Raw genomic sequence first — 26,650 nt, 5'->3', positions numbered from 1 at the left:
CCCTCCAGGGACAAAGACGCGCCGAAGTCATCCAAATGGTCGAAAACGCCGCAAACAATAGACCTAATATCGTCAGGAACGCCGCTTGAACGGGATGCGACACACCTTCTTCTGCATTGATGGGCATACCGCAGGTAATCCGGTCCGCCTGGTGGCGGGGGGTGCGCCGCTCCTCCGGGGCGCGACGATGGAGGACAAGAGGCAGGACTTCCTCGCGCGCTTCGACTGGATCCGGACGGGATTGTGTTTCGAGCCTCGCGGCCACGACATGATGTCGGGCGGGTTCATTTATCCGCCTATGCGTGACGACACCGATTGCAGCATCCTCTTCATCGAGACGAGCGGCTGCCTCCCGATGTGCGGACATGGCACGATCGGGATCGTCACCTTCGGGCTGGAGCACGGACTCATTCAGCCGAGGGAGCCGGGCAAGCTGCGGATCGAAGTGCCCGCCGGGATCATCGACATCGAATATCGGACGGAGGAGAATCGCGTCTCCGCGGTCAGGATCCGCAACGTCCCGGCCTATCTCGCGCAAAGGGACATCCAGATCGACGTCCCCGGTTTCGGCACGCTATCGATCGATGTCGCTTATGGCGGCAACTATTATGCGATCATCGAGCCTCAGGGCCCCTATTCCGGCCTCGACGCGCTCGGCGCCGCGCGGATCGTCGAGCTGAGCCGCGAGATCCGGAGCCTCGTCCGCCAAGCCTACGAACCGGTCCATCCACTGGAGCCGACAATTCGCGGCGTCAGCCATGTTCTTTGGGCGGACCGTCCGAAGAGCGACGGCGCCGATGGCCGGAACGCCGTCTTCTACGGCGAGCGCGCCATCGACCGGAGCCCGTGCGGCACGGGAACGTCCGCGCGCATGGCCCACCTTCACGCGACCGGGCGACTGGCGGTGGGCGACGCCTTCGTCCATGAAAGCTATATCTGCAGTCGATTCATCGGGCGCGTCGAGGCGGAAACCAAGCTTGGCGGCCTGCCCGCCATCGTTCCGTCGATCGAAGGATCCGCAATCAGCACCGGCTTCAACACCATCTGGATCGACAAGGCAGACCCCTTCTGGGCCGGGTTCACCGTTGTCTGATCGCCAGGGACCTGGTTTCCGGATCAAGGCTGGTCGCCGTGGCGGCCGGTCCGGCGAAAGCGGGTCGCGCCCGCCGATGGACAGCCTCATCGTTCGAAACCTCGGCGACCAGCTCGTCGACCTGGTACGCAATCGCATATTGTCGGGCGCAGCCTCCCCGGATCTGCCGATCCGCCAGGACGCGCTTGCGGCCGAGCTCGGCGTCAGCAAGATTCCGCTCCGCGAAGCCCTTGCCAAACTGGAAGAGGACGGACTGCTCGTGTCGCGCGCCAATCGCGGCTTCTTCGTCAGGCCCCTGTCCAGGCCGGAAGCCGAGGAGGTCTATGCACTCCGGCTTGCCCTTGAACCGGAGGCGGTGGCGCTTGCGTCCGAGCAGGCGAGCGACGAACAACGCAGCGAAGCCGTTCAGGCGCAGGCGCTGCTGGACCGCCTCACCAACGAGCATGACGAGAGCGTCGGCGCACTCAACCGCGCCTTTCACATGTCCCTGTTCGTGCCCTGCGGCCGACCGATTACAGTCAATATCCTGACACGCCTCAACATTCTCGCGGAGCGCTATGCCCGCAAGCATCTCGAACCGCTAGGCCGCGACGAGCGGGCCAATCACGAGCATAGGGAAATGCTCGAAGCATGGCTGTCGGGCGAGGCCGACACGGCCGCGGCGCTGACGAAGGAGCATATCGAGCAGACGCTCGATGATCTTCGACGGCAGCTGCAAGACAGCCGAAAGAATGAAGAGCCGGCCTGAGCCGGCGAAAGGGAGGGAAGAGTGGCGCGAACGATTTTTGGTCCCCTGAAGCCGATCGAGGCCGAGGACACGCTCGCCGAGCATCACCGGCTGCGTAAGACCCTGAGCTGGCCGCATCTGGTCGCGCTCGGCGTCGGCGCGATCGTCGGCACCGGCATCTACACGCTGACCGGCGTCGGCGCGGACCGTGCAGGGCCGGCAGTGATCTTGGCCTTCCTCATCGCCGGCGCCGTCTGCGCCTGCGCGGCGCTGGCCTATGCCGAGTTGGCAACGCTGATCCCGACTTCCGGCAGCGCCTACACCTATACCTATTCGGTGGTCGGCGAGGCGCTGGCCTGGGTGGTCGGATGGAGCCTGATCCTCGAATATTCGGTCGCCTGCAGTGCGGTCGCGGTCGGCTGGGCGGCCTATCTGGTGGGATGGCTCCAATCAGTGGGAATAGAGCTTCCGGCCATGCTGCTCGCCGGGCCGCATGCGGGCGGCATCATCAACCTCCCGGCCGTTCTGGTGGCCCTCGCCGTGGCGGGGCTGCTGATCGCCGGCACGCGGGAAAGCGCCACCGTCAATATCGTCCTAGTGGTGATCAAGCTGTCAGCCCTCGCGGCCTTCGTGCTGCTCGCTCTGCCGGCCTTCACTGCCGACAATCTGACGCCTTTCATGCCCTATGGCTTCGGCAGCACCGTCGATGCGGATGGGACGACTCGCGGCGTCATGGCGGCGGCGGCCATCGTCTTCTTCGCCTTCTACGGATTCGACGCGGTTGCGACCTCGGCCGAGGAGGCGAAGAATCCCGGCCGCGACCTCACCATCGGGATCATCGGGTCCATGGCCCTGTGCACGTTCATCTACATCCTGGTCGCGATCGCCGCGATCGGGGCGCTGAACTACCAGCTGATCGCGGAGAGCGCCGAGCCGCTCGCTTTGGTGCTGCGCGCGCTCGATCATCCGGTGGCCGCCTGGGCGGTGGCGCTGGCAGCGCTGATCGCCCTTCCCTCGGTCATCCTTGTGATGATGTACGGCCAGAGCCGGATCTTCTTTGTGATGGCCCGCGACGGATTGCTTCCGCCCGTGCTCAGCCGTGTGTCGCCGCGGACCGGAACCCCGGTCCTGATCACCGCCGTGACGGGCGTGTTCGTCGCCGCGGTGGCGGGATTCTTCCGGCTGGACGAGATCGCCGAGCTTGCCAATGCCGGCACCCTGCTCGCCTTCATCGCGGTCGGCGGCTGCATGATGATCCTGCGCCGCACCCGTCCGGACCTGCCGCGCATTTTCAAATGCCCGGCGCCCTATCTGGTCGGCACCCTGGCAATCGTCGGCTGCATCTATCTGATCGCCAGCCTGCCGGGGCTGACGCTCGTGCGGTTCCTCGTGTGGAACCTCATCGGAGTCGGGGTCTACCTTCTCTACGGCCGCGCCCGAAGCCTCGCCTCGCGCGGCAAGGTGGTGACCGGGATCTGACCGAAGCCTGTCTGCCCCGGCTCCGAGCCGGGGCGGCAGGTCTCGGCACGTGCATTGACCCACGAACCAGCTTGACTCTTCGCCCATTCGGGAATCGTATAGAGTATACGAACAACGATCCTTGGAGCGCCCGCATGATGCTCGCGAAACTGCCCTTCCGTCTCTTCCTCGCATCTCTGGCCGCGACGACCGCCGTCTCTGCACCGCTGGTCGCCCAGGCACAGCAGAGTGCCCCGTCCAGTGCCGATCAGCGGCTTCGGGATCTTTACAATGCGGAGTGGCAATGGCGCCTGGAGCAGTCCGCGCGGCTGGAAGGCACCGGCTCGGAATCGCTCGACGACCATCTTCCGAGGGTCGACGCCGCCTCGCAGCAGGCGCGCCTGGCTTACTGGACGAACGTGCTCGCACAGCTCGACGCGATCCCCGTCGCCGAGCTCTCGCCGGAAGAGAAGATCAACGCCGCCGTCTTCCGCGCGTCGATCGAAGGTTTCGTGAGCGACCTCAGGTTCAAGGCCTATGAGGCGCCTTTCAATGCAGACACCTTCTTCTGGGCGAACATCGCTCACAGGGGCGGTTTCGAAACGGCCGAACAGTACCGCCGCTATATAGGCCGCCTTCGGGACGTGCCGCGATATTTCGACGAGCACATCGCCAACATGCGGGCCGGCCTGGCGCGCGGGTTCAGCATTCCGAAGGTGACCGTGATCGGACGCGACCGGACGATCGAACCCTATCTGGCCGCCGACGAGAGCAACCCCCTCTACGAGCCTTTCAAGAGGATGCCGTCCAACATTCCGGAGGCGGAGCAGGCACGGCTCAGGACCGAGGGAGCCGCTGCGATCCGCGAGGCGGCGGTCCCGGCCTACGCCGGGCTGCTCGAGATGATTCGCGGCGAGTATATGACCCAGGCGCGCGACACGCTCGGCGCCTCGGAGCTGCCGGACGGCGAGGCCTATTATCAGGCCATGATCAACAAGTTCACGACGCTGACGCTGACCCCGCGCGAGATCCATGACATCGGCCTTCGGGAGGTCGCCCGGATACGGGGCGAGATGGAAGCGACGATGCGACGGGCGGAGTTCCAGGGCACGTTCGAGGAGTTCATCCACTTCCTGCGGACCGATCCCCAATTCTACGCCAAGACTCCGCGCGAGCTGCTTTCCTATTCCGCTTATGTGTCGAAGAAGGCCGATGGAATGATGGGGGAAACGATCGGTCTGCTTCCGCGATACCGGCATGGCATCGTTCCCGTCCCGGATGCGCTGGCGCCCATCTATACGGGCGGACGCGGCGGGCTCCAGAATTGCATGATGAACACCTACAACCTGCCGGCGCGGCCGCTCTACACTCTGGCCGCACTGACGCTCCACGAATGCACGCCGGGGCACAGCTTCCAGGCGGCGCTGGCGCTCGAAGGACCCGACCGTCCGGACTTCCGCAAGGAGACCTATTTCTCGGGCTATGGCGAAGGCTGGGGCCTCTATACCGAGTGGCTGGGCACCGTCATGGGCATCTACGAGACTCCCTACGAGGACTTCGGGCGGCTCACCTACGAGATGTGGCGGGCGTGCCGCCTGGTGATCGACACGGGCATCCACGCGTTCGGCTGGTCGCGCGAGCAGGCCCTCGACTATCTCCGGAAGAACACCGCCCTTTCAGAGCATGAGATCACGACCGAGGTGGACCGCTACATTGCGTGGCCGGGACAGGCTGTCGCCTACAAGCTGGGCGAGCTCCAGATCCGTCGTCACCGGGCCGAGGCGGAAGCCGCACTCGGGGAACGGTTCGACCAGCGTTACTTCCATGATGCGATCCTGGCGCTCGGCTCGGTCCCGCTTCCGGTGCTCGAGGAGCGGATGCGCAAGTTCATCGCTGACGGTGGAAGGAATCCGGATACGCCCACCGATTGAGGCAATAGGTGGCGCGATCCGGCTTCGGCGGAAGACCCGGGCGGCGCCGCCTATTTCGTGGCCGCCACAAGGCCCTTTCTGATCTTGGATAGGGTGGAAAGGAAGGCGCGCAGCTCTTCCTCACTGATGTCGCCGAGCACTTCGTCCCTTACCGAGGCCACCTTCAGGGAAATCTCGGCAACGAGGTCGTGCGCCTTCTCGTCCAGATAGACCTCCTTGAGGCGCCGGTCTCGCGGATCGGTCCGGCGGACGATCAACCCTTTCTTTTCCAGCCCGTCGAGGATGCGGGCGAGCGTGGGACCGGAGACCTGCATTCGCCGCGCCATTTCCTGCTGCGTTATTCCGGGCTTCATCCGCGCCCAGGCCAGGGCCCGCCATCGGGGCTGGGTCTGAAAGGAAGATTGGAGCCGCTGGTCGAGCAGCTTGCCCCACATTCGTCCCACGGCGATCAGCCACCACGAAAGCGTCAGCCTCAGACTCTCGACCGAATCCGGATTGTGCATCTGCGGCACGAAGGAGTCCATTTCGGCGATTTGACCGGCCAGGTCCGCATCCTCCACGCTGTGCCCTTTCAAGCTGACCACCCCCTCATGCATAACAGTAATCCGGCGAAAAGGACCATAGGCCGGGCGCCCGCAGCGGCGCAGGCCGAAGCTCGCCCGGACGCCGCAATGGGCGCATGCCCATGCTGATCCCGCCGCACGGCGGGTGAACCGCTGGTGCCGCGGCGGGAACGGATCAGGCTGCGGTCGCGCGCAGGCCTTCGTTCGCGGCCCGTTCCTCGCCATATTCGTTGATGGTGGTGCGGCGCAGATCGCGCTTGTGGCTGAGATAGTCGAACTCGGTCGCGCGATGGAGCGTGCAGCGATTGTCCCAGATCACGAGATCGCCGTTGCGCCACTTGTGCGCATAGACGAATTTCGCTTCCGTGGCGATCGCCGTCAGCTCGTCCAGGAGCGCCCTGCCCTCATCCAGCGGCATGTCCACGATGTGGTCGGCATGCGATCCGATGTAGAGCGCCTTGCGGCCTGACGCGCTTTCGCGGACGAGAGGGTGGCGCACGGCGGGCAGCGCCTTCTTGAGGGGATCGGTATCGGTAAATCCCGCCCGCTCGCGCGACCGCCAAACATTGTGCTCGACGATCAGGCCATCGACTCGCGACTTCATCGCGTCGGAAAGCCTGTCATAGGCGGCGCGGGTGTCGACGAACTCGGTCTCACCCCGCTCCGGTGTCGCGATGTGGCAGAAGAGCAGCGACCATTTGGTCGGAAGGTCGTTGAACGAGCTGTCGGTATGGAACTGCTCGTTACCCTTGCTGTAGCGGCGCTTCAGCGTATCGGCCGCCTCGATATTCCCGTCCACATCGAGATTGGACGCATCGTACAGCTCCCAGCGAAATCGCCGATTGCCGGATGTCTTGAAGCCGAGGCTCGGGGGCAGTTCGAGCGGCCCGAAGGCGCGGCTGAAGCGGATATGCTCGTCATCGCCCACATGGGTCTGATCGCGTACCACCACGACGGCATAGCGCGTCATGGCCTCCTCGACAGTTTGCACAAGTGCCGCATCCGGATCCTGGGCGAGATCCGCGCCGATCAGCTCCGCGGCGAAAACTTCATGAAGCGGGCGCACTTCCATCTTGAACCTCTCCCTGCACTATTCGTTAGCTTGCTAACGATTATGATACAAAGAGTCAATGCGACCTGCCGCTACGATATGGCGGCGAGGTCCAGGACGGCGCGCGCGACGGAGACCGGATCCTCCTGCGGAGGATTGTGGCCGACATTCGGAAGGATCCTCGATTCCACAAGGCGGGAAAATCGTTCTCCGGACACGCTTCCCAGCTTGGAGTCTCCGCCATGCAGGAGGACGGTTGGGACGCATATGTCCGGTCGGCGCGTCAACGCGCGCTCGATCGAATCGTAGCGGGGGTCGCCGGGCGCGGCCCCGATCCGATGCGCATAGGAATGCCAGGCGACTCCGGCGAAATCCGGATTGTCGAAGGCACCCGCCGAGCTGGCAAAGACCTCCTCCTCGAATCGCCAGCTCGGCGACCATTGCCGCCACAGATATCGGCACAGCTCGTCCCGCCGCTCCTCGAGCGCACGTCGGCCGCGGGCGGATGCGAGATAATATTGGTGCCAGGCGAGATGCTCGACGAAAGGCGGCGCCGGACGCTGAGGGTCGGACAGGTCCTGGATCAGGCAGCCGCCGATCGCGACGAGGCCGCGGACCGCTTCCGGCCAGAGCGCGGCAGCGACACAGGCCGCCCGCCCGCCCCAGTCGAACCCGGCCAGGATCGGCCGCACGTCCAAGGCGCGAATCAAGTCGTGGAGATCGTTGCCCAGGGCCCCCTGCTGCCCCGACCGCATGATGCCCTGGCCGCGAAAGCGCGTCGGTCCGAAACCGCGCAGATAGGGGACGATGACGCGCAGGCGCGCTTCGTGAAGGATCGGCGTCAAGGCATCGAACGCGCGCGGATCGTAGGGAAAGCCATGGAGGAGAATGACTGGCGTCCCGTCGGGCGTACCGCTCTCCTCGATGGCGATGTCGAGTCCGTCGATCGGGACCAGCCGCACCTTGCCCATGGTTAGTTCACCAGGATCATGCGCAGGTCGTTGACGTTGGTGCGCGTCGGCCCGGGAACGAAAAGCCCATCGACCGCCTCCAGCGCGCTGCCCGCATCGTGCCGGTCGAGCGCTTCGCCCGCGTCCATGCCGGCCTGTGCCAGCCGGTCCAGGCTTTCGCCATCCACATAGGCTCCCGCGACCTCTCCGTTCCCGTCCACCCCGTCGGTGTCGGCGGCGAGAGCGCAGATATTGTGACGTCGACTCAGCCATTGGGCGAGCGCCAGCGCATATTCCTGATTGGGACCTCCCCTGCCGCTGGCGACGGCGCCGATCGTCACCGTCAGCTCGCCCCCGGACAGGAGGGCAAGCCGACGCCTCGAGCAGGCGGCTTCCAGGGCCTCGCGCGCATGTCGTGCGGCGACCTCGCGGGCCTCGCCTGTCGCGCCGGCATCCAGGCATCGGACGGCATATCCGGCCTGCTCGAGCCGCCTAGAGGCGGCGTCCAGCGCCGATTGGCCGCTCGCCACGATGCGCAGATCGCTTCCTGCCAGCCTCGGATCTTTAGGCCCGACTGACTCGCTCCAGCCGCCCGGATCGGGAATTCCGTAGCGGCCCAGGACGGCTCGCGCCTCCTCGACGCGGCTGTCGTCCGAAACGGTAGGTCCCGACCCGATGTCGCTGGGGCGGTCGGCGACCACGTCGGAAACGGCGAGCGTGACTACCCGCGCGGGATAAGCCGCAGCGGCCAGCCGCCCACCCTTGATCCGGGACAGGTGGCGGCGAACCAGGTTGATCTCGGAAATATCGGCGCCGCTCGCCAGCAGGGCGTCGGTAAGCGCGACCTTGTCCGCAAGGGTGAGCGGCAGCGGCGGCGCGGCAAGAAGCGAGGAGGCGCCGCCGGAGAGAAGCACCAAGACGAGGTCGCCCGTCCGCGCGGCCGCCGCAATTTCGAGAAATCTTTGCGCGGCGCGCTCGCTATTCGCGTCGGGAACGGGATGACCCGCCTCGATCACCTCCAGCGCGCGCAGTTGGCCGCCATAGCCGGTACGGGTCACGACCAGCCCTTCCAGGTCCAGCCACGCCGATTCGACGGCGCGGCCATCGGCACGGCGCCCTTGCCGGCGGCAAGGATTATCGCCCGTCGGGACGGGCGCGGCGGAAGGGCCTCGATGACCCTCGCGGGATCGCGGCAGGCATCGACCGCCGCGTCGAAGGCGGATTCCAGCAAGCGGCGGCGCGGCATCAAGGCGTTTCGCTCGCCAGGAACCGATCGATCGACTCGACTAACCGATCGGCAAGCCGCTGCACCGTATCGTCACCTGTCCAGGCCATGTGAGGCGTGACGATCACGTTCGACCGCCGCGCGAGATCGAGAATGAGCGATCCTTCAGGGGGAGGCTCGACGATGGCCACATCGAGGCCCGCGCCGCCTATCCGGCCGCTGTCCAGCCCAGCGGCGAGCGCGGCCTCGTCGATCAGCTGACCTCGCGCCGTATTGATGAGGATCGCGCCCGGCTTCATCAACCCGATCGCCCGTGCATCGATGAGCTGGTGCGTATCCTTCACGAGCGGGCAATGCAGGCTCAGCACGTCACTGGTCGCCAGCACTTCGTCGAAAGGCAGCTTTCCGTTGCCCCCGATCGCGCCCCGCCGGCCGGCGAACACCACGTCCATCTCGAAGGCGTGCGCGCGCCGGGCCACTTCGAGAGCGATGCTCCCGCTGCCGACGAGGCCGAGACGCAGGCCGCGCAGGTCCATTACCTGGGCGGCGCGAAAGCAGAAGCCGCCCGATCTGGTCCAGCTTCCGTCGAGCACGGCCTGCCGGTGCGGCGCCAGCGCCCGCGCGAGGGCGAGCATCAGCATCATCACGTGCTCGGCGACCGAAACCGACCCGTAGCCTGGCACGCTCCGCACCTGGACGCCCCGCGAGGCCGCGGCGGCGACGTCGATAATGTCGGTGCCCGTCGCGGCGATCGCGATGAAGCGCAAGTCCGGCAGCGACTCGAGCGTGGCGGCGTCGATTCGCACCTTGTTCGTGACGGCGACGCGCGCACCCCGCAGCCGGTCCACGACCTCCTCCGGCCGGGTCGCGGGATAATCTCGCCAGCGATGAGGGTGATCTGGACGGCCCATGCGCACCCGTTCGCCGAGCGTCGCCCGATCGAGGAACACGATCAGCGAAGATTCGCCTTTTCCAGCGCTCATGTCGTCTTCAGTTCCGGCGTTCGGCATCTTGCTCGAGCTCATTCATGCGTTCCACGATCTGGCCGAGGACCCGTACGGTGATTGCGAGGTCGGCGGCATCGATGTGTGAGAGAATCCGGTCCCGCAACATTCCGGCTTTCTCGTTGATCTCCCTGATCACGGGATCGGCCGCTTCGGTGAGCTCGACCGACTTGACGCGGCGATCGTCCTTCGCAGTCTTGCGAACCACCAGGCCCTGCTGCTCCAGCGCGTCGAGCGCCCGAGCGATCGTCGATTCCTGGGCGTCGACCCGCCTCGCAAGCTCGCGCTGGTTCGCGGCGCCGCCGCTCAGCGACATCCAGAACAGAGCCTGCCATCCCGACTGGTTCGCCGATCGTTCCCGAAGCTCCAGGCTGAGGAACTTGCGCCAGCGTCGGCTGACCTGAAAGATCCGGCGCGCGAAAAGAAAGCGATTGTTGGCTACCGAGTCACGCCGAACCTTGTCGAACGGGCTCCTCAGCCAGTCCGAGGAGTCCACCAGGGGGGATGAATCGAGCGGGTCCTTCGGGCCTCCTGGCATGATGGATCGACTCATCCCGCTCCCTGTGCGCCTGCGAGCTGAAGCGCCGCTGCGGATTCATTGCCTTTTTCCCGCAAGTGAATCCGGCTGATGAGGATCAAGGCGAGCGCAACCAGTGCCGGACACACGGCGAGCAGGGCGAAGATGTTCTTCACCGGAAAGGCGGTGGCGAGAATGATTCCGCCGAGCGCCGGTCCGATCACCGACCCAACCTTCGCCACCGACGTCGCCCAGCCTGCGCCGTTCGCTCGGAAGGCGCTCGGATAGAAGATGCCGGCGATGCTGTGCATGCCGAAATGCGCACCGCCCATCGCGATGTTCACGATGAAGTTTATGATGAGGAAGCTCCAGAAACCGGTCTCCACGAGACCGATGTAGAGCAGGGGCGGAATCGACAGCAGCGACATGATCGCGATCGCGACAGGGCCCTTTCGATCGGTGAACCGCATCAGCGCCAGCCCGCCGATCGCCGCGCCCAGCGCGCTGATCGCCGAGAAGCCTGCCGCCTGGCTGCGGGTATAGCCGATCAGTTCGAGTACCATCGGCGTCCAGGCGGATTTGAAGAAGATCGCCATCGAGCTGGCGATATAGGCGGCCCAGAGCAAAGGCGTGATCCAGGCGAGGTTCCGCTCGAACAGGACCGACACCTTGAAACTGGTGGACTTGCTGCGCTGCTCGTCGGACACGGTGAAGACCATACCGGGCGCGACGCTCACCTCAGGAGCGATGCCGCGGACGTAGCGCGCCAGCAGGTCCGGACGGCGCCCCTTGCTGGCGAGGAAGCGGGCGGATTCCGGCAGCGTGAAATAGAGCAGGGCCGCGGCCGCCAGAGTACCGGCTCCGGCAAAGAAATAGACCGACTGCCATCCGAATTGCGGGGCGAGCCAGATCGTGACGGGTCCGCCGATCGAGCTTCCGAACGAATAGCCGAGCATCACGACGGTGACGACGGTCGCCCGATAATATTTCGGTACATATTCGATGTTGAGCGCCCAGCAGACCGGCAGCAGGCCGCCAATCATGATCCCGTTGACGAAGCGCAGCAGCATCAACTCCTCGAACGAGCGGGCGAGACCGAATGCTAGGGTGAGAATGCCGAAGCCGAAGGATGCGAGAAGGATGGCCGGCCTTCGGCCGAAGCGGTCGCCCAGATAGCCGAACAGGAAACCGCCCGCCATGGTGCCGAGCATGCCGACACTGAACAGGCTGCCCATGCTGACGCGACTCATCTCGAATTCCGAAATGAGATAGGGCGCGACATAGGATATCACGTTCATGTCGAAGCCGTCGAAGAAGGTGATGATCCACGATACGGCGATCAACCTGATCGTGAACCAGCGCATCTTCTGGCGCTCGATCAGCTCGGAGACGTCGACCGTGCGCGCCGAGCCCGTCACGCGTTCCGTCCGGCTACCCTCCATGGACCATGTTCCGGGTGAGAGCATGTCGCGGAGCGCGGTCCGACGCGGCATCGCCGATCGCGTCAGACTCCGCGGGCACGCTCAACTATCTTCCTTGACATAGTTGATCGCCGCCTCGCCCCCCTCATGGGCTCGGTCCATGTAGCGGGCCCGCTCATGGAATTGGGGTGGCAGCGGACGCCCGTCGGGCACGTTGAGCCATAGGCGCAGGAGCAAGCGCTTATGGGTCAAAGAGTCCTTGAAAGCTGTGCGCGAATGGAGCGCGGTGAAATTGTGCCAGAACAGCATCTCGCCTGGCTCGAGCATGAAATCCGCCCGAATGCTCGGCAATGCAGCGGCTTCGTTCAGCGCGCGGGTGGCCTTCACCAGATCCTCGGGCAGGTCCACGCCCATGATCTTGGCGGCATTGAAGATGAAGGGCAGGTGGTAATAGCAGCTCACCTTTCCCTGGACGCAGCCGAAGATGGGCACCTTGCTCTTCGATACCTCGCCATTGGCCGATTCATGGTAAAAGCCCTCGTAGAGGGGCCGAAGCAGCTCATAGGCATTCTCGTAGAGATGGTTGTGCAGGGCCAGGCTGCTGACGACGCCGCTGAGCCCGCCTTCCTCGGCCTTGCGAACCGAAGCGAGCGACAGGAGCTCGTGAAAATCGGTATGGGAGCGTAACTCCACGTCCATGAGGTAGCCCCGGCCGGTGGGATTATCTTCCTCTTTCTGGACGTGGCCGATCCGATCGCGCCGATAGCTCTGGGCGACGGCATTGCCGAGATGCGTGCCGAGTCCCCAATAGATCTTCTCGAATTCGTCGAGCGTGAACCGGCGAAGATCGAGGCCCGAGAGGATCAGGGCACCGCGCCCGTGCATCAACTCGTGGCGCACATGGGCCATGAGGTCGTCGATGAGCGGGTGCGCGAAGTCCGCACGGCTAATGGCCGTCGGCGGGACGTTGGCGAACCTGCCCAGAAGCTCTTCCAGGGCTTCGACATGCTCGCGGCCGAGACGCTTCGTCAGCCCCTCCCTGCCGCCGATCTCCTCGCTTCGCCAGGCGCTCGGATGATCGATCCAGCCGTCATGTAGTGTGTTCATCGCTCTCTCCCGATGAAGTCCCTCAATATTCGAAGCGAAGACCCACCCGGAACTCCCGGCCGACGGGATCGAACAGGATCTGGTTCGTCCCACCGCTGGGCCCCGGAATGCGGGGCGGATCCCGGTCGAAGAGATTGTTGACGGCCGCGAAGAACTCGACCTTGCGGTCGTCGTTCACCGGCACCCGGATCCGCCCGGCCAAGTTCAGATAGAAGCGCGCGGGGACGCGGTTCGTGTTGATGCTGTTGGGAAGCGAGACGTCATAGCCAGGATCCTCCGGACCGACGTGCAGCACACTGAATTTCCCCTTTGGAATATAGCGGCCGTGCAGGGTCAGGCCGGCCGTCCGGCCTTCGAGCGTGACCATGCCGTCAACGGTGTAGCGCGGCAGTCCGGGAACGGTGCCGGCCCGGTACCCGGTCTGGCCGGCGCGGTCGATCGAGCCCACGACGTCGGTCGTGATCAGTTCGCTCACATAAGTGCCGAGTCCGCGCACCGACAGGGTCATGTCGTTGCCGACCCGGGTCCGATAGTCGATCTCCACGTCGAAGCCGCGGGTGCGCAGCGAATCCACGTTCAGCAGGATGTTGCGGACTTCGGTGATGACGCCGCCCGAATTGCGGGTGACGAGTTGGCACAATTCGGTGGCACCCTCGGCGCAACGATCGACGATGGTCTGCTGGCCGAGTATGCCGATCGCATTGTCGATCTCAATCGAGTAATAGTCGATCGATGCGCGCAGGCCGGGGACGAGCGCCTCCGGCTGGATGACCGCCCCAACCGTCCATGTGTCCGCGCGCTCCGGTCGCAACTCCCGGTTCGAGCCGGAAAGCAAGCGAACGAACACCTGGGCCCCGCCGTTCAGTGGATCGGCGACGCCCGTGAAGGTGGACGTGCCCGACCCGAACAATTCGGTGAGGTTCGGCGCGCGTATGTCGCGCGAGATCGTGGCGCGCAGGCGAAGCACCTCGAACGGCTCGTAGATCGCGCCGCCCTTCCAGGTCGTCACCTGTCCGCTGGTGCTGTAGTCGGTGAGCCGGATCGCTCCATTCACTTCCAGCTTGCGGGCGAAGGGCAGGTCGGCGAGCAGCGGGACGGCGGCTTCCGCATAGGCCTCCTTCACCTCGATGCGGCCGCGCACGCGTTGCCCGTTCGCCGTATACCAGCCGCCCAGCAGCGAAAGGTCGTCGGCGCTGCCGGCGATACGATCGTTGCGATACTCGGCGCCGATGGCGACGGGCACGGGCCCGGCCCAGGTCGAGAACAGGTCGCCGCGCACGTTGGCGGCAACGACATGCTGCTCCACCCGATGCCATTGTCTCGACGTGCCGGTCACATAATCGAGCGCTTCGGGCGTGAACTGGCTCTGCCCGAACAAATTCAGCGGGCTGCAGCCCGCCGCGAGCGGATCGTCAGATCCGTCGCGGGTGGCTCGGCAGACGATTTCGCCGCTCTCGTCGCGCACGGCATCCACGGCATAGCGCAGCCGCGCCGTGCTGATATTGTTGTTGGCGCGCTGCGCGTAATCGGTCCGGCCATACTGATAATATGCGTCCCACTGCCAGCTTCCGCCGAGACGCCCGTCGAGACCGGCGACCGCACGCCAGGTCTCGCTGCGGGTGCGCCCCTCGGTCGGCCCGATGTCGAAGCCGGAACGTCCGAAGTTGAACTGCGTCAGGCCGAGCGCATCCATCTGGTCGGCGATTGTGCCGGGAATGAAGGGGTTCTCGCGCCGGATCGGTCCCATGACGGTGCCGGTGTCGCGAAGCATTGCGCCGCGCGTCCGGCCCACGACCCTGCCGTAGGAAAGGTCGGCAAAAGCGTTGATGGAGGAGCCGAGTTCCGCCTCGCCATGCGCATAGACGCTGACGCGCTCGACCGCCGGACGCAACGGAAAGCCGAACAGGAAGGGATTGGTGCCCGGGCCCGCGCCCCCGCCCTGCATGAACAGGACCGGCCAAAGGCCATATTCGAAGGGAATCGGCGTCCCATCCGGTGCGAACTGGATGCCGCGCAAAGGGCCGGCGTTGATGACGCCGCCGGGCGCCATCGAAGCGGTTCGGACATTCTGAAAGATGCTGAGCGAAGGCACGTCGAATCGCCCGGCGGGTCGCCCGACGAGCGAGGTCTCCACAGCGCACCAATCGCGCGAGAAGCAATCGCCCATGCCGTCGGATTTCTCATATTCGACGGCGGCGACCACCCGCGCGGTTCCGTCCAGCAGCGATGTTCCGCCCGCCAGCGACGCAAGGAAGTTCTGATTGTCGCCGCGCTGGGAGATTCCGCCCTGCACTTCTCCTCGAATCGACTCAAGCCGATCGTCGATCAGCAGATTGACGACTCCCGCGACCGCGTCCGATCCGTAGGCCGCCGAGGCGCCTCCGGTCACCACTTCCACACGGCTGAGAAGGATAGAGGGTATGAGGTTGAGATCGACGGTGCCCTGATTGGTGCTGGGCACGAAGCGGCGCCCGTCGACCAGCACCAGGGTGCGCGCAGCGCCGAGGCCGCGCAGGTCGAGAACGCGCGCGCCGATATTTGAAATCTGAACCTGCTGGTTGTTGGGCGAGCCGGTCGCCCTGAAGGCGGGCAGCTGGTTGAGCGCGTCGCCGACGTTTGACTGGGCGAGATTGTCGAGCCGGTCGCGCCCGACGACGGTCAGCGGCGAGGGGGCGTCGAAACCGCCCCGGGCCAGCCGGGAGCCGGTGACGATGATTTCGCCGCCGGTGTCACCCGAACCGAGTTCCGCCGAAGCGGAGGAATCGGCAGCAGGAAGATCTTCCGCCGGAGACGCGGGATCGGTCGGTGGCGCGGCGCTGCGGGAGCCCGGACCGGACGTCGCATCCGCCTGAGCGAGAGCGTGGGCGGGAGCGGCGCTCAACAGGAGAGAAAGGTAGAAGAGCCGCCCACGTTGGAACCGGCCAACAGCCGATCGTGACCGGCGATCAATATCCTTCATCCCATCCTCCCATATGCGGCTTCTTTGAGCCCTCAACGGAAAACCTAGTCCCGCAAATTTACTTGTCAAGCTAACGATTAGTGGTGCATCGATTGCACGTGCAAGGGTTTCAACGGATCGCTTGAGTCACGTATGACTAGGAAGCCGGTCATTCATCGCCTTGCGGACCGGCTTGGATCGGCAGTTGAAGGGAGGAGCGGATCGCTTCGACGCGCCGGTTGACTCGTCAACGTGTATCGATAGCTTGCTAATGGTTTCCGGGGGCAGGGTTCTGGCGACCTGCCGGCGCATCGAAAGGACCGAGACGTCCGCGATTCGCGACTCTTTTCGGGACCCGTCGGTGCGGGAGGAGAAGCATGAAGGTGGACGTGTTTGCAAAGGACGAACTCGCCCCGCCTGCCAATCCGCAGAATGCCCCAGGTCCCTGGCCGCCGTCCCGCACGGCCTGGTATGCGGTCTGGCTGATCGCCGTCATCCACATGCTTTCGATGCTGGACCGCAGCATCATCAACCTGCTCGTCGAGCCGATAAAGCGCGACCTTCTGCTGTCCGACACGCAGATTAGCCTCATCATCGGCTTCGCTTTTTCGGGCTTCTATGCACTGTGCGGCCTTCCGATGGCGCGGGTCGCGGATTCGCGCAGCCGCAAGCTCATCCTGGTGAGCGGCCTCGCCATCTGGAGTCTTGCCACCGCCTTGTGCGGCGCGGCTCGCAGCTTCGCCCAGTTGTTCGTCGCGCGCGGCATCGTCGGAGGGGCGGAGTCGGTCGCCGGGCCCTCCTCCATGTCGATGATCTCCGATCTCGTCCCACCGGAGAAGCTGCCGCGAGCTTTCGCCATCTATCAGCTCGGCATCAGCGCCGGCGCCGCCAGTGCGCTGTTCGTCGGGGGGCTGCTAGTCGCTTTCTTCACGAGCATCGGACCGATCCACATCCCGATCATCGGCCTTGCCCGCGAATGGCAGCTCGTCCTGCTCGTCAGCGCCTTGCCGGGGCTCGTGACGGCGCTGCTCTTCCTGTTCACGGTACCCGAACCGACCCGCCGCAACCGGCGCGCCTCCGGTTCGGTGCCGCTGCGCGAAGTCGGGCGCTTCCTGCTGTCGAACCGGACCTTGTTCCTCCTGCTGTTCCTCAGTCTCGGAATCGGCGCGATCGAGACGTTCGGCCTGATGGCCTGGCGCCCCGCTTTCTACGAGCGGACCTACGGCTGGGAACCGCAGCACATAGGTCCGTTGCTGGCACTTTCGCTGGTCATCTCGGTTCCCGTGGCGCTGATCGGCGGCACCTGGCTCGCCGAATTCATGAACAAGCGTGGCCATGTCGATGCGATGGTGCGCGTCTGCTTCCTCACTCAGGCGCTGTCAGCCCCATTTGCGATCGCCGGACCGCTGATGCCCAATCCCTGGCTGGCCTTCGGTTGCGGCGTGTTCGGTTCAATGTTCGGCCTGATGGGCGCTCCGGCCCAGAATTCGGCCATCCAGATGGTCACGCCCAACGAGATGCGCGCCCAGATCAGCGCCCTCTACTTGTTTACGATCAGCGTCATCGGCACCGGACTCGGCCCGCTCATGATCGCCCTGACGACCGACTTCGGCTTCGGCGACGAATCGATGCTCCGCTATTCCATGGCCGTCGTCGCGGGCATCCTCGCGCCGGGCGGCGCCTTTCTGATGTGGCTGGCCATGCGGCCTTATGCCCGTGCAATCCTCGCGGCGCGCGCCGGCTGGAGAAACGACGGCTGAAGCCTGCGGGACGGGGTGTCGATGTGCCCTTGCAGATCACCCGGAAAACCGGGATCTTCGTCATTGTGAGCCTCGCAGGACAAGCTATCTGCAAAGAGCGCAGTCTCCGGCAAACGCGCTCGAAGCATCTGCTTCATGGAGCGCCCAATGCGTCCCCACATCCTCGCTGCGACGTCGATCGGATCGCCTGCCGACTCTTTAGCCGATCAGGATCCTGCCGGCGGCCGAGGCCGGACTCGAAAGAGCGGATCGCATGAGGCGAGCCGGCCCGCGGCATCGGGTCCACGGCGCGACGGTCCCGCCACTCCTGATCGGGAGGATTCGAGGGGACGCCTAACCGGACCCCTGCTCGCCTTGTGCGGACTGGCATTGACCGGAGGCTGCATGAGCCTCCCGGCCAATCGCACGATCGACTGTGCCGACGCGGCCGGCCCGACCATCACCTATTCGGCCGATGGGGCCTCCGCGAGCACGCAGATCGACGTGCTCACCTACAACATCGAAGGACTGCCCTTTCCGGCACGGAACAATCGACCGCCCTACCTCCGCGAGATAGGGCGCCGCCTCGAGGCGCTCCGCGAGCAGGGCCACGCGCCGGACATCATCGTCTTGCAGGAGGTGTTCAGTCCCGCGGCCTCGTCGGCAGTCGAGGCCATGGGCTATCCCTCACTGGTGTCCGGGCCGGGCATCCGTACCCGCCAGTCGCCGAACCAGCAGGGGTCGCTGCCGGGCCGTCGCCGAATCCTCAAGGGCGAGATCCGGCCGAACCTCACGAACAGCGGCCTGGTCATCGCCACCAGCTACCCGGTGGTAAGCAGCGACTCCGTGGCTTACGCACGCGGGAGTTGTGCCGGCTTCGATTGCCTTTCGAACAAGGGCGCTCTCTTTGCCGAAATTGCCATTCCGGGCGTTCCGGGAGCGATCGACCTGTACACCACACACATGCAATCGCAGGGCTCCTCGAGGGTACCGGTCGAACGCCACAGTGAAGCGCATCGCCGGCAGGCGCAGGAGCTTTCCGACTTCGCCAAAAGCACCGGCAATCTATCCTATCCGACAATCATGGCGGGTGATTTCAACCTGCGGAACTCCGATGTCCGATATTATGCCTTCGAGCGGAGATTCCCGCTCCAGAACGTGCACCGCTTTTGCACCGAGCGGCCTGACGAATGCGACGTTCGGCAGGATTGGGAGCATGCCGACCAGTGGCGCCGAGAGCAGAACCTCCAATTATTCCTGCCCGGGCAGTTTGTGAGCGTACGTCCCATTCGGGCGCAAGGCATGTTCGACGGTGGTCCAGGCGGGCCCGTTCTTTCCGACCACGTTGGTTTTCGGGTCACCTATGAGCTGACCTGGGCGACACGCGATGCGCCGCCGCCGGTCTGCCCGATCGGAGCAGCGGTTCGGGGCGACCGGGATGAGTCCGTGCAGGTTGGGCGAACGGAGAGTACGAGCCCTGGAGCCGTTGGGATATGAGCCGTGGGTCGGCGAGGATGTCGCCATAACAGTGCCGTCGTCCGGATCGCCGCGAGGCTCCACGGGCCGCGGCGTTTCGGCGAAATCGCTCGGAGGGTTGGAACGACTGGAGCCTTGTGCCAGCACCTGAACCCGATGCCTCGACTTCAACTCCCGACACGGCGGTCGGAGCCCCAGGGGGGCACAGGCGACCAAAGCTGGCGCAGATATCCCACGAACGCGGTGGCGGCCGAACTCGGCGGCGCGGCGTCCGTAACGGCGTAGACACCCACATTTGCGGAGCCTTCGATGGCCGGCAACACCCGTATCAGGCGCTTGGCCGCCAAGTCATCGCTCACATCCCAGAGCGAACGCAGCGCGATGCCGAGCCCGGAAAGCGTCAGCTCGCGGACGACCTCGCTGGAGTTGGTGCGGACCAGGCTCTCTCCCTCGACCCGGATTTCTCCTCCTGGTCCGGAAAGCAACCAGGGAAGCTGGCCCGAAGCGGCAAGCAATCGATGGCCCCGGAGCTCTTCAAGGCTCGCGGGCGTGCCATGATCGGACAAATAAGCGGGCGCGGCGCAAAGGACCCTGGGGCTGTCGGCCAGCCGCTCCGCGGCAACGTTCGCTCCGGCCGACGCCGTTATTCTGATGGCGACGTCGATCCGGCCTCCGATCAGGTCCTCGAACGCGTCGGAAAGGTTGAGCTCGAGCGAGACACGGGGATGAGCTTCGAGGAACTCGCGGACCCGCGGCGCAACGTGTAGCCGGCCGAAGGACGTCGGCGCACTCACCCTGAGAAATCCCGAGGGCTCCGCGCCCACATCCCGGACGCGCTCCTCCGCGGCCCGGACCGCGGCCAGGATCGCCTGAACCTCGCGGTGAAAGGCCTCGCCGCGGGCGGTGAGAACCATGCGGCGCGTCGTGCGATGAATCAGGCGCACGCCAAGCCGTTCCTCGAGCCGTGCGATGCGCTTGGACACCATCGCCGGCGATGTACCGCGGAGGCGGGCGGCAGCGCTGAGGCTGCCGGCGCGGACGACTTCGTCGAAGAGCGAGAGGTCAGGATCCATTCTTTCCTCGACGGAAAAGGAGCGTTCAACTTTCATTATCTACCGGACTAAGCCACGCCGATCTAATGGAAGTGCATGGCTGAGAACGAGCAACTGATCGACAAGGGAGGAATCGGCATTGCCGCCCCTCTGGTGCGCTTCATCGAGGAACGGGCCCTCCCCGATACCGGAATCGATCCGAACCGCTTTTGGGAGGGAATGGCGCAACTCTTTGCCGCCTTCGCGCCGGAGAACCGGGCGCTGCTGGAAACCCGTAGGAAGATTCAGGCTCGGCTGGACGACTGGCACCAGGCCGGGGCCGGCCGGCCATTCGATCAGGACGGCTATCAGGCTTACCTGCGCGACATCGGCTATCTTCTTCCCGAGCCTGCGCCATTCCAGATCGGGGTAGAGAATGTCGACGAGGAGGTGGCCGGAATCGCGGCGCCCCAGCTCGTCGTCCCCGTCTTGAATGCCAGGTTCCTCCTCAACGCCGTCAATGCGCGTTGGGGAAGCCTGTACGACGCGCTCTACGGGACCGACGCGATTCCCGGCCCCAGGAGCGCGAGCTACGACCCCGAGCGCGGGGCCCGGGTCATCGCCTGGGCGAAAGCCTTTCTCGATCGGGCCGTGCCCCTGTCGGAGGGGAGCTGGGCGACCTGGACCGGCGGCGATGTGCCACTCCTCGATCCCGCGCAACTGGTCGGTCGGGCAGGCGACAACCTGCTGTTTCGCAATCATGGCCTGCACATCGAAGTGGTGATCGACCCTTCGCACCCGATCGGGCGCGACGACCCGGCCGGCATTGCCGACGTCGTGCTGGAATCCGCCGCCACGACGATTTGCGATCTCGAGGATTCCGTCGCCGCGGTGGACGCCGACGACAAGGTCGCCGCTTACGCTAACTGGCTGGGGGTGATGCGCGGCGACCTTACGGCGACCTTCGAGAAGAATGGCAGGACGGTTACGCGTGCGTTGATGGCCGACCGCCATTTCGTCGGGACCGACGGAGCCCCGATCGTGCTGCACGGGCGCAGCTTGTTGTTCGTGCGCAACGTCGGGCTCCACATGGAGACGGCGGCGGTTCGCCTTGCCGACGGCTCGGAAGCGCCCGAGGGCATATTGGACGCCATCGTCACGAGCCTGATCGGCTTGCACGATCTGAACGGGCTGGGCCGCTTCCGCAACAGCCGCACGGGCTCGATCTACATCGTCAAGCCGAAGCTCCACGGCCCTCACGAGGCCGCGTTCACGGATCGGCTGTTCGATGGCGTCGAAGACCTTCTCGGGCTTCCCCGGCACACGATCAAGGTGGGGGTGATGGACGAGGAGCGCCGCACCTCGGCCAACCTCGCGGCCTGCATCGAGGCAGTCAGGAACCGCATCGTGTTCATCAATACCGGCTTCCTCGACCGCACGGGGGACGAGATCCATACATCGATGCATGCCGGCCCGATGATGCGCAAGGACGACATGAAGGGCGCGGACTGGATCCGCGCCTATGAAGACCGGAACGTCAAGATCGGGCTCGCCTGCGGGCTCTCGGGCAAGGGCCAGATCGGCAAAGGGATGTGGGCCGCGCCGGATCTGATGGCGGAGATGCTCGAACAGAAGGTCGTGCATCCACGATCCGGCGCGAGCACGGCATGGGTACCTTCACCGACTGCCGCGACATTGCACGCGATCCATTATCATGACGTCGATGTCTTCGCTCGCCAGCGGGAGCGCGCTTCCGAACCGGCCGAATCGCTCGAACGGCTGCTCACCGTGCCGCTGGCACACGGCCGCAACTGGGATCCGCGCGAGCTCGGCGAGGAGCTGGAGAACAACGCCCAGGGTATATTGGGCTATGTCGTTCGCTGGGTGGACCAGGGCCTCGGCTGCTCGAAAGTGCCGGACATCCGCGACATCGGGCTGATGGAAGACCGCGCAACTTTGAGAATCTCTTCGCAGCACATCGCAAATTGGCTGCTCCACAATATCGTTACGCCGGAGATTGTGGATGCGGCATTCGCGCGCATGGCCGCGAAGGTTGACGCTCAGAACCGGAACGAGGCCGGCTACCAACCGCTGGTACGCGACGGCGAACCGAGCCTTGCCTACCAGGCGGCCCGGGCGCTGGTCTTTGAGGGGCTGGCGCAGCCTAACGGCTATACGGAGGCGCTACTGCACCGCTTCCGAAAGCAAAGGAAGGCTGCCGATGCTGGAGCACGGGTCGCTTAGTACCGCGCTGGCAGCTTCGCTACCTTGGCTTCGGGCTGCGGTGAGCAGGCCGCGATGCGATCGGCGCCGCGCTTGGACTCAGGGTGCGGAGACCTGAGACGACGAATCCCCGTGTCGTCCCATGAACTCCAATATGGCCGCGTTGAACGCTTCCGGCTGCTCCCAATGCAGGGCATGACCGGCTTCGGCGACGATGGCCAGCTCGCATCGGGGAACGTTGCGAGCCACCTCGCGGAGCCGCGATGGTGGCATCATCAGATCGGCGTCACCGGTGATAAGCAATATCGGCGCCGAGCCCCCGTTCATGCGCTCGAAGGTGATCGGCCGCGCCGTACCCTGACGGAGGGTACCGCCCTGCCAGGCCACCGCTTCGACCGCTTCCCATGCCGCGACGCCTTCCGGATTGCCGGCGCGATAAGAAGGGCCGAGTTCGCTGAACGTGTGCGAGATGGCGTAGACGCCCCGCGGGAACATCCGGCGGCCGACCTCCAGAAATTCCGGATCGCTGATCCCCATGATGCTCGACGAGAGGACGAGGCTGATCGTCCGCCCGGGATAGGAAAGGCCGAAATCCAGGGCAGGCAAGGCGCCGCCCGCCGTTCCCACCAGATGGGCACGCGATATGTCCAGATGATCCATCAGCGCGCGAAGGTCTCCGGTCGCGGTGCCCGGAGACGCGGGATCGATCGGGTCGGACCGATAATGACCACGCATCGAGTAGCTGATCACGCGATAGCCCGCTGCCGCCAGCGGAGCCTGCTGATAGGCCCAGAAGGCATAGCTGCCGGTCCAGGCGTGCAGCAAGATGACCGCGTCACCCCTGCCGCCGGTGTCCTGATACCAGAGCCGGGTGTCGGGCAGTGCCGCCAAGCCCTCCCGTGCGGGGCGGAGCGGGGGTGGCGCCGCCCACGCCGTCTGGGCCGGCAAAAAGCGCTCCCGGGACGGGCGAGGCCTCACGGCTCGGCCTCCGGAGGCACAGGCGGCCGCCGCCACGGAGCCGGCCAGCCCCGCCAACGCGCCTCGCCGCGTAAGACCGCTCACGCCTCTCGCCTCGCCGCAAGCCCCGGATCAGACCGGGCAGCGAGGCCACCGACCATGTCGAGAATCGCTCGCATCGCCTAGAAACGCGCGCGCACGCCGGTGCGGAAACGGGCGCCGAGCGTGTCGAACAGCGCCGGGTTGGTAGGATAGCTCGACTGGACCACGCTCCCCGTCGTGCCTGGAGCGATCGGGGGATCGACGTCGAACAGATTCTCCACGACGCCGAATATCTCGAACTGGTCGTCGTCGGATCCGACCGGCAGGCGATAGGTCAGCGCCAGCGTGACATAAGTGCGCGACGGCACCCTGTTGTGGTTGATTGAATTGATCAGGGTTGGATCGTAATCTGGATCGTCGGGTCCGATCAGCGTGCGGCTCAGGGCGCCGCTGCCGACGTAGCGCGCCTGAACGACCCCGGTGAATCGACCGACCTCGAGCGTCAGCGTCGAGTTCAACATCCACTTCGGCGTGGAGTTGAAATCGCCGAGCGGCGCATTCGGACCGCTCTGGCCGGCAAAATTGATGATCGGCGCGCCGGGCGCGCCCTGGATCAGCAGGTCGTAAAGGTGGGTGCCGACCACCCGCAGGTTGATGAGACCGTTCCATTCGGGAACGAGTTCGCGCAGCCGCACCGTATAGTCCACCTCGAGGTCGATGCCTCGGGAGGTGAACGACCCGAGGTTGAGCTGCCGGCTGTCGACGAAGATGACGTCGCCATTTCCCGGCACCGCCGGGTTGAAGGTGATCCGCTCGCAGAACACGTCGAGATTGAAGCAACTGTCGACGATCTGCTGGCCCGATGGCGTGGTCACGGCATCGTCGATCCGAATCTCGAACCAGTCGGCCGAAAAGCTCAACCGGTTGCCCAGCGGACGCAGGACCACTCCAAGGGTCGTCGTGTCGGCCTTTTCCGGCGCCAATCCGAAATTGCCGCCGCCCCGGATTGGAGTGGAATCGCTGGCATTGCCGTTGAACGGATTGTTGACCCGTCCCTGCGCGCTCCCCGGTTCGCTTGCCAGCTGAAGCTGGAACAGTTCGCGGAAGCCCGCCGCGCGAATATCCCGCGAACGCGTTCCGCGAAGGCGCAGCCAAGGGACCGGCTCGTACACCGCGCCGGCCTTCCAGCTCCAGGCGCCCACGGTCCGCGATTCATCGGTCGCACCGTCGGTGCTCTGCGTACGCGTGTAGCGGACGGCGCCATTGAGCTCGAGCAGATTGGCCGCGGCAACGTCGCGGAGCAGCGGCACGTTGATCTCGCCGAACGTCTCGAACACGCTTATGTCGCCGCTATAGTCGAGGCCGAGGCTCAACCCGAACTGGTTGTAATAAGGAACGTCGCCATGAGTGACGTCTCCCGAATCGGCGCGATATTCCATGCCTGCCGCAAATCCGATCGGTCCGGCGCCGATCCCCGAGAAGAGATCGCCCTGCACCGATCCAGCGATCACATGCTGCGTATATTCGAAATCCTCGATCGCCTCGCGCCAGGCATAAGCGATACCCTCGGGCGTGAGATTGCCTGTGCCGAACAGGTTGATGGGGACGCAGCCCTCCGCCTCGGGATTGCCGAGCAGCACCGCTCGGCACACCGGCTCTCCAGTCACGGGATCGGCAACCGCATCGACCGCGTAGGCGAAGAAATGGTTCACGCGCGAATGGCTGATCGACTGGTGACGGGTATTGCGGCCGAACTGGAAATAGGCGTCCCAAGTCAGATTGCCGATGCCGAGTTCGCCATCGAGTCCAGCGACCGCCCGGAAGGTCTCGACGCGGGCCCGATTGATGTTGGTGAAGTCGTTGTCGAGATCCTTGCCCAGCGTGAAACCGGGGCTGCCGACGAGAGCGGCGCGCACCTCCTCGGGCAGGAAGACGTTGTCCGGCCGGAAGACCAGCGTCGAGGCCGGACCGAGGCTGGGCCCGATCGCCGAGGCCTCGCGCGCTCCGAAAGAGGTTTCGAGTGTCGCGTTGAGGCTATCCGTCAGCTCGTAGCTGAGATGGCCGTACAATGCGTAGCGTTCGACGGGCGTGCGCAGGCGCGACTCGGCGAACGTCGACTCGCCGTCGCCGCCCTGGCGAGGCCCGATCTGCGAGTTCTGGACATAGAGACCTGGATCGAACGGCACGAGCGAACGTCCGTCCGGCGTGAACTGCATGTTGCGCAGCGAAGCGGGGGTCGTGGCAACGTTGCGGATCACGCCCGTCGCGCCATTATAGGCGTGACGCGAACCCGGACCCAGAATGAAGTTGGGCTGGCCGTACGTGGGCGATCCGGGCACGTTATAGCCGGAAGGGACGCCGTTCACGCGAATACCGGCATTCGTATAGACGTCCCAGCCTTCGGCGCACCAGGCGCGCACTTCCGAACAGGGACCGACGCCGCGGGAATCCTGATATTCGCCGCTGACGACGACGTGGCCCCTTCCCCCGGCGAAGCCGGTGCCGAAGGCCGCGGCCCCGTGAAGGGTGCGCCCTTCACCGCGGAAGGTCTCGCCATAGTCGAGCTGAACGCGGGCGCCGGTGAACTCGGTGTCGAGGATGATGTTGACCACACCGGCAACCGCGTCCGACCCATAGGCCGCGGACGCGCCGCCCGTGACCGTCTCGACGCGCGCGATGAGCGTCGATGGGATCAGATTGAGGTCGACGGCACCGCTGTCCGAAGTGGGAACGAACCGGCGCGAATCGACAAGGGTAAGGGTGCGGGTTCCGAAGAACGGATTGAGACCGCGCAGATTGGCGTAGGACGCGCCGATGTTGGAGCTTGCCCGGCTACCGACGCTCGGGCCGGTGTTGGTGTCGGATTGGGCGGCCAGGTTCTGCGGGATCGATCCCAGCACCTCGGACACACTGATTTGCCCGAGATTCCCGATCTGCTCCGCGGATATGACCGTGGTTGGCGTCTGCTCCTGGAAGCCGCTGCGCTTAATGCGAGAGCCGGTGACGATGATCGGCGTCTCGCCGCTCGCTAGAATGTCAGAGTCTGCGGGCGCGGGAAGCGAAGCCGGTTCGGTCTGGGCGGAAACAGGTGCAGCCGCGGATAGGGCGAACAGGCTTGCGGCGACGGCCGCACCGCGGCCGCGGCGTCGAGAAGAGCGTCGGATCTGCGATTCCTGGTTCACTTCCGTGCCTCCCCC

20 protein-coding genes are annotated in these 26,650 nt (G+C 65.2%); 7 read left to right on the top strand and 13 right to left on the bottom strand.

The window, feature by feature from the left end; all coding sequences use genetic code 11:
• Positions 1-94 precede the first annotated feature (94 nt).
• The 4 genes from EKM57_RS20550 to EKM57_RS20535 all read left to right on the top strand — a co-directional run bounded on the left by EKM57_RS20550 (position 95) and on the right by EKM57_RS20535 (position 5,209).
• Positions 95-1,093, top strand: a complete 999-nt coding sequence (locus EKM57_RS20550; RefSeq protein ID WP_129794414.1) for a 4-hydroxyproline epimerase — start codon at positions 95-97, stop codon at positions 1,091-1,093.
• 76 nt (positions 1,094-1,169) lie between these two features.
• Positions 1,170-1,841, top strand: coding sequence for a GntR family transcriptional regulator (locus tag EKM57_RS20545; RefSeq protein WP_129794412.1), 672 nt, complete (start codon positions 1,170-1,172; stop codon positions 1,839-1,841).
• Positions 1,842-1,862: 21 nt separating this feature from the next.
• Entirely contained in the window at positions 1,863-3,299 is a 1,437-nt protein-coding gene (locus tag EKM57_RS20540) for an amino acid permease (RefSeq protein WP_129794411.1), read from the top strand.
• 137 nt (positions 3,300-3,436) lie between these two features.
• Complete coding sequence (locus EKM57_RS20535; RefSeq protein ID WP_206185526.1) at positions 3,437-5,209, top strand: DUF885 family protein; 1,773 nt, start codon at positions 3,437-3,439, stop codon at positions 5,207-5,209.
• A gap of 50 nt (positions 5,210-5,259) precedes the next feature.
• Here the strand turns inward: EKM57_RS20535 and EKM57_RS20530 are convergent, their stop codons facing one another.
• From EKM57_RS20530 to EKM57_RS20490, 10 genes are all read right to left on the bottom strand, one after another.
• Complete coding sequence (locus EKM57_RS20530; RefSeq protein ID WP_206185525.1) at positions 5,260-5,784, bottom strand: MarR family winged helix-turn-helix transcriptional regulator; 525 nt, start codon at positions 5,782-5,784, stop codon at positions 5,260-5,262.
• A gap of 163 nt (positions 5,785-5,947) precedes the next feature.
• Positions 5,948-6,844 carry a TauD/TfdA family dioxygenase gene (locus EKM57_RS20525; RefSeq protein WP_129794408.1) on the bottom strand — a complete coding sequence of 299 codons (897 nt, stop codon included), beginning with the start codon at positions 6,842-6,844 and terminating at the stop codon, positions 5,948-5,950.
• A gap of 71 nt (positions 6,845-6,915) precedes the next feature.
• Positions 6,916-7,794 carry an alpha/beta fold hydrolase gene (locus EKM57_RS20520; RefSeq protein ID WP_129794407.1) on the bottom strand — a complete coding sequence of 293 codons (879 nt, stop codon included), beginning with the start codon at positions 7,792-7,794 and terminating at the stop codon, positions 6,916-6,918.
• Positions 7,795-7,796: 2 nt separating this feature from the next.
• Positions 7,797-8,831 carry a glycerate kinase gene (locus EKM57_RS20515; protein WP_206185524.1) on the bottom strand — a complete coding sequence of 345 codons (1,035 nt, stop codon included), beginning with the start codon at positions 8,829-8,831 and terminating at the stop codon, positions 7,797-7,799.
• Positions 8,828-9,019 (bottom strand): hypothetical protein, encoded by a 192-nt coding sequence (locus EKM57_RS22330; RefSeq protein ID WP_206185523.1) that lies wholly within the window; start codon positions 9,017-9,019, stop codon positions 8,828-8,830. The genes EKM57_RS20515 and EKM57_RS22330 overlap by 4 nt, the downstream gene beginning before the upstream one ends.
• Entirely contained in the window at positions 9,019-9,981 is a 963-nt protein-coding gene (locus EKM57_RS20510) for an NAD(P)-dependent oxidoreductase (RefSeq protein ID WP_129794406.1), read from the bottom strand. The genes EKM57_RS22330 and EKM57_RS20510 overlap by 1 nt, the downstream gene beginning before the upstream one ends.
• Before the next feature lie 7 nt (positions 9,982-9,988).
• The gene (locus EKM57_RS20505) at positions 9,989-10,555 is read right to left on the bottom strand and encodes a MarR family winged helix-turn-helix transcriptional regulator (RefSeq protein ID WP_129794405.1); all 567 of its coding nucleotides are present in this window, start codon (positions 10,553-10,555) and stop codon (positions 9,989-9,991) included.
• Positions 10,552-11,961: an MFS transporter gene (locus tag EKM57_RS20500; protein ID WP_206185522.1), complete on the bottom strand. Its 1,410-nt coding sequence runs from the start codon at positions 11,959-11,961 to the stop codon at positions 10,552-10,554. The genes EKM57_RS20505 and EKM57_RS20500 overlap by 4 nt, the downstream gene beginning before the upstream one ends.
• A gap of 81 nt (positions 11,962-12,042) precedes the next feature.
• Positions 12,043-13,047: a TauD/TfdA family dioxygenase gene (locus EKM57_RS20495; protein WP_129794403.1), complete on the bottom strand. Its 1,005-nt coding sequence runs from the start codon at positions 13,045-13,047 to the stop codon at positions 12,043-12,045.
• A 22-nt stretch (positions 13,048-13,069) separates the two neighbouring features.
• Positions 13,070-15,928, bottom strand: a complete 2,859-nt coding sequence (locus tag EKM57_RS20490) for a TonB-dependent receptor domain-containing protein (RefSeq protein ID WP_206185521.1) — start codon at positions 15,926-15,928, stop codon at positions 13,070-13,072.
• Positions 15,929-16,362: 434 nt separating this feature from the next.
• On the opposite strand from EKM57_RS20490, the gene EKM57_RS20485 reads away from it, so the two are divergent.
• Both EKM57_RS20485 and EKM57_RS20480 read left to right on the top strand, forming a co-directional pair.
• A complete protein-coding gene (locus tag EKM57_RS20485) occupies positions 16,363-17,745 on the top strand; it encodes an MFS transporter (protein ID WP_129794401.1) in 1,383 nt (460 codons plus the stop codon).
• A 384-nt stretch (positions 17,746-18,129) separates the two neighbouring features.
• On the top strand, positions 18,130-19,221 hold the full coding sequence (locus tag EKM57_RS20480) for an endonuclease/exonuclease/phosphatase family protein (protein ID WP_129794400.1): 1,092 nt from the start codon (positions 18,130-18,132) through the stop codon (positions 19,219-19,221).
• A 146-nt stretch (positions 19,222-19,367) separates the two neighbouring features.
• On the opposite strand, the gene EKM57_RS20475 is transcribed toward EKM57_RS20480, so the two are convergent.
• On the bottom strand, positions 19,368-20,273 hold the full coding sequence (locus EKM57_RS20475) for a LysR family transcriptional regulator (RefSeq protein WP_129794399.1): 906 nt from the start codon (positions 20,271-20,273) through the stop codon (positions 19,368-19,370).
• A 75-nt stretch (positions 20,274-20,348) separates the two neighbouring features.
• Between EKM57_RS20475 and EKM57_RS20470 the strand changes: the two genes are divergently transcribed.
• Positions 20,349-22,475, top strand: coding sequence for a malate synthase G (locus EKM57_RS20470; protein WP_129794398.1), 2,127 nt, complete (start codon positions 20,349-20,351; stop codon positions 22,473-22,475).
• A 78-nt stretch (positions 22,476-22,553) separates the two neighbouring features.
• Here the strand turns inward: EKM57_RS20470 and EKM57_RS20465 are convergent, their stop codons facing one another.
• Positions 22,554-23,345 carry an alpha/beta fold hydrolase gene (locus tag EKM57_RS20465; RefSeq protein WP_165357584.1) on the bottom strand — a complete coding sequence of 264 codons (792 nt, stop codon included), beginning with the start codon at positions 23,343-23,345 and terminating at the stop codon, positions 22,554-22,556.
• Between the two features lie 248 nt (positions 23,346-23,593).
• A complete protein-coding gene (locus EKM57_RS20460; protein WP_165357583.1) occupies positions 23,594-26,635 on the bottom strand; it encodes a TonB-dependent receptor domain-containing protein in 3,042 nt (1,013 codons plus the stop codon).
• Positions 26,636-26,650: the final 15 nt, after the last annotated feature.

The organism is Sphingosinicella sp. CPCC 101087, assembly GCF_004151485.1.
GTDB lineage: Bacteria > Pseudomonadota > Alphaproteobacteria > Sphingomonadales > Sphingomonadaceae > Allosphingosinicella.
This window is presented reverse-complemented; position numbering and strand designations above follow the sequence as displayed.

Bases quoted from the DNA above. Each gene is read 5' to 3' on its own strand.
- EKM57_RS20550 (WP_129794414.1), top strand. From the start codon at position 95: ATGCGACACACCTTCTTCTGCATTGATGGGCATACCGCAGGTAATCCG.
- EKM57_RS20545 (WP_129794412.1), top strand. From the start codon at position 1,170: ATGGACAGCCTCATCGTTCGAAACCTCGGCGACCAGCTCGTCGACCTG.
- EKM57_RS20535 (WP_206185526.1), top strand. From the start codon at position 3,437: ATGCTCGCGAAACTGCCCTTCCGTCTCTTCCTCGCATCTCTGGCCGCG.
- EKM57_RS20525 (WP_129794408.1), bottom strand. From the start codon at position 6,844: ATGGAAGTGCGCCCGCTTCATGAAGTTTTCGCCGCGGAGCTGATCGGC.
- EKM57_RS20520 (WP_129794407.1), bottom strand. From the start codon at position 7,794: ATGGGCAAGGTGCGGCTGGTCCCGATCGACGGACTCGACATCGCCATC.
- EKM57_RS22330 (WP_206185523.1), bottom strand. From the start codon at position 9,019: ATGCCGCGCCGCCGCTTGCTGGAATCCGCCTTCGACGCGGCGGTCGAT.
- EKM57_RS20510 (WP_129794406.1), bottom strand. From the start codon at position 9,981: ATGAGCGCTGGAAAAGGCGAATCTTCGCTGATCGTGTTCCTCGATCGG.
- EKM57_RS20505 (WP_129794405.1), bottom strand. From the start codon at position 10,555: ATGAGTCGATCCATCATGCCAGGAGGCCCGAAGGACCCGCTCGATTCA.
- EKM57_RS20500 (WP_206185522.1), bottom strand. From the start codon at position 11,961: ATGGAGGGTAGCCGGACGGAACGCGTGACGGGCTCGGCGCGCACGGTC.
- EKM57_RS20495 (WP_129794403.1), bottom strand. From the start codon at position 13,047: ATGAACACACTACATGACGGCTGGATCGATCATCCGAGCGCCTGGCGA.
- EKM57_RS20485 (WP_129794401.1), top strand. From the start codon at position 16,363: ATGAAGGTGGACGTGTTTGCAAAGGACGAACTCGCCCCGCCTGCCAAT.
- EKM57_RS20480 (WP_129794400.1), top strand. From the start codon at position 18,130: ATGAGCCTCCCGGCCAATCGCACGATCGACTGTGCCGACGCGGCCGGC.
- EKM57_RS20475 (WP_129794399.1), bottom strand. From the start codon at position 20,273: ATGGATCCTGACCTCTCGCTCTTCGACGAAGTCGTCCGCGCCGGCAGC.
- EKM57_RS20470 (WP_129794398.1), top strand. From the start codon at position 20,349: ATGGCTGAGAACGAGCAACTGATCGACAAGGGAGGAATCGGCATTGCC.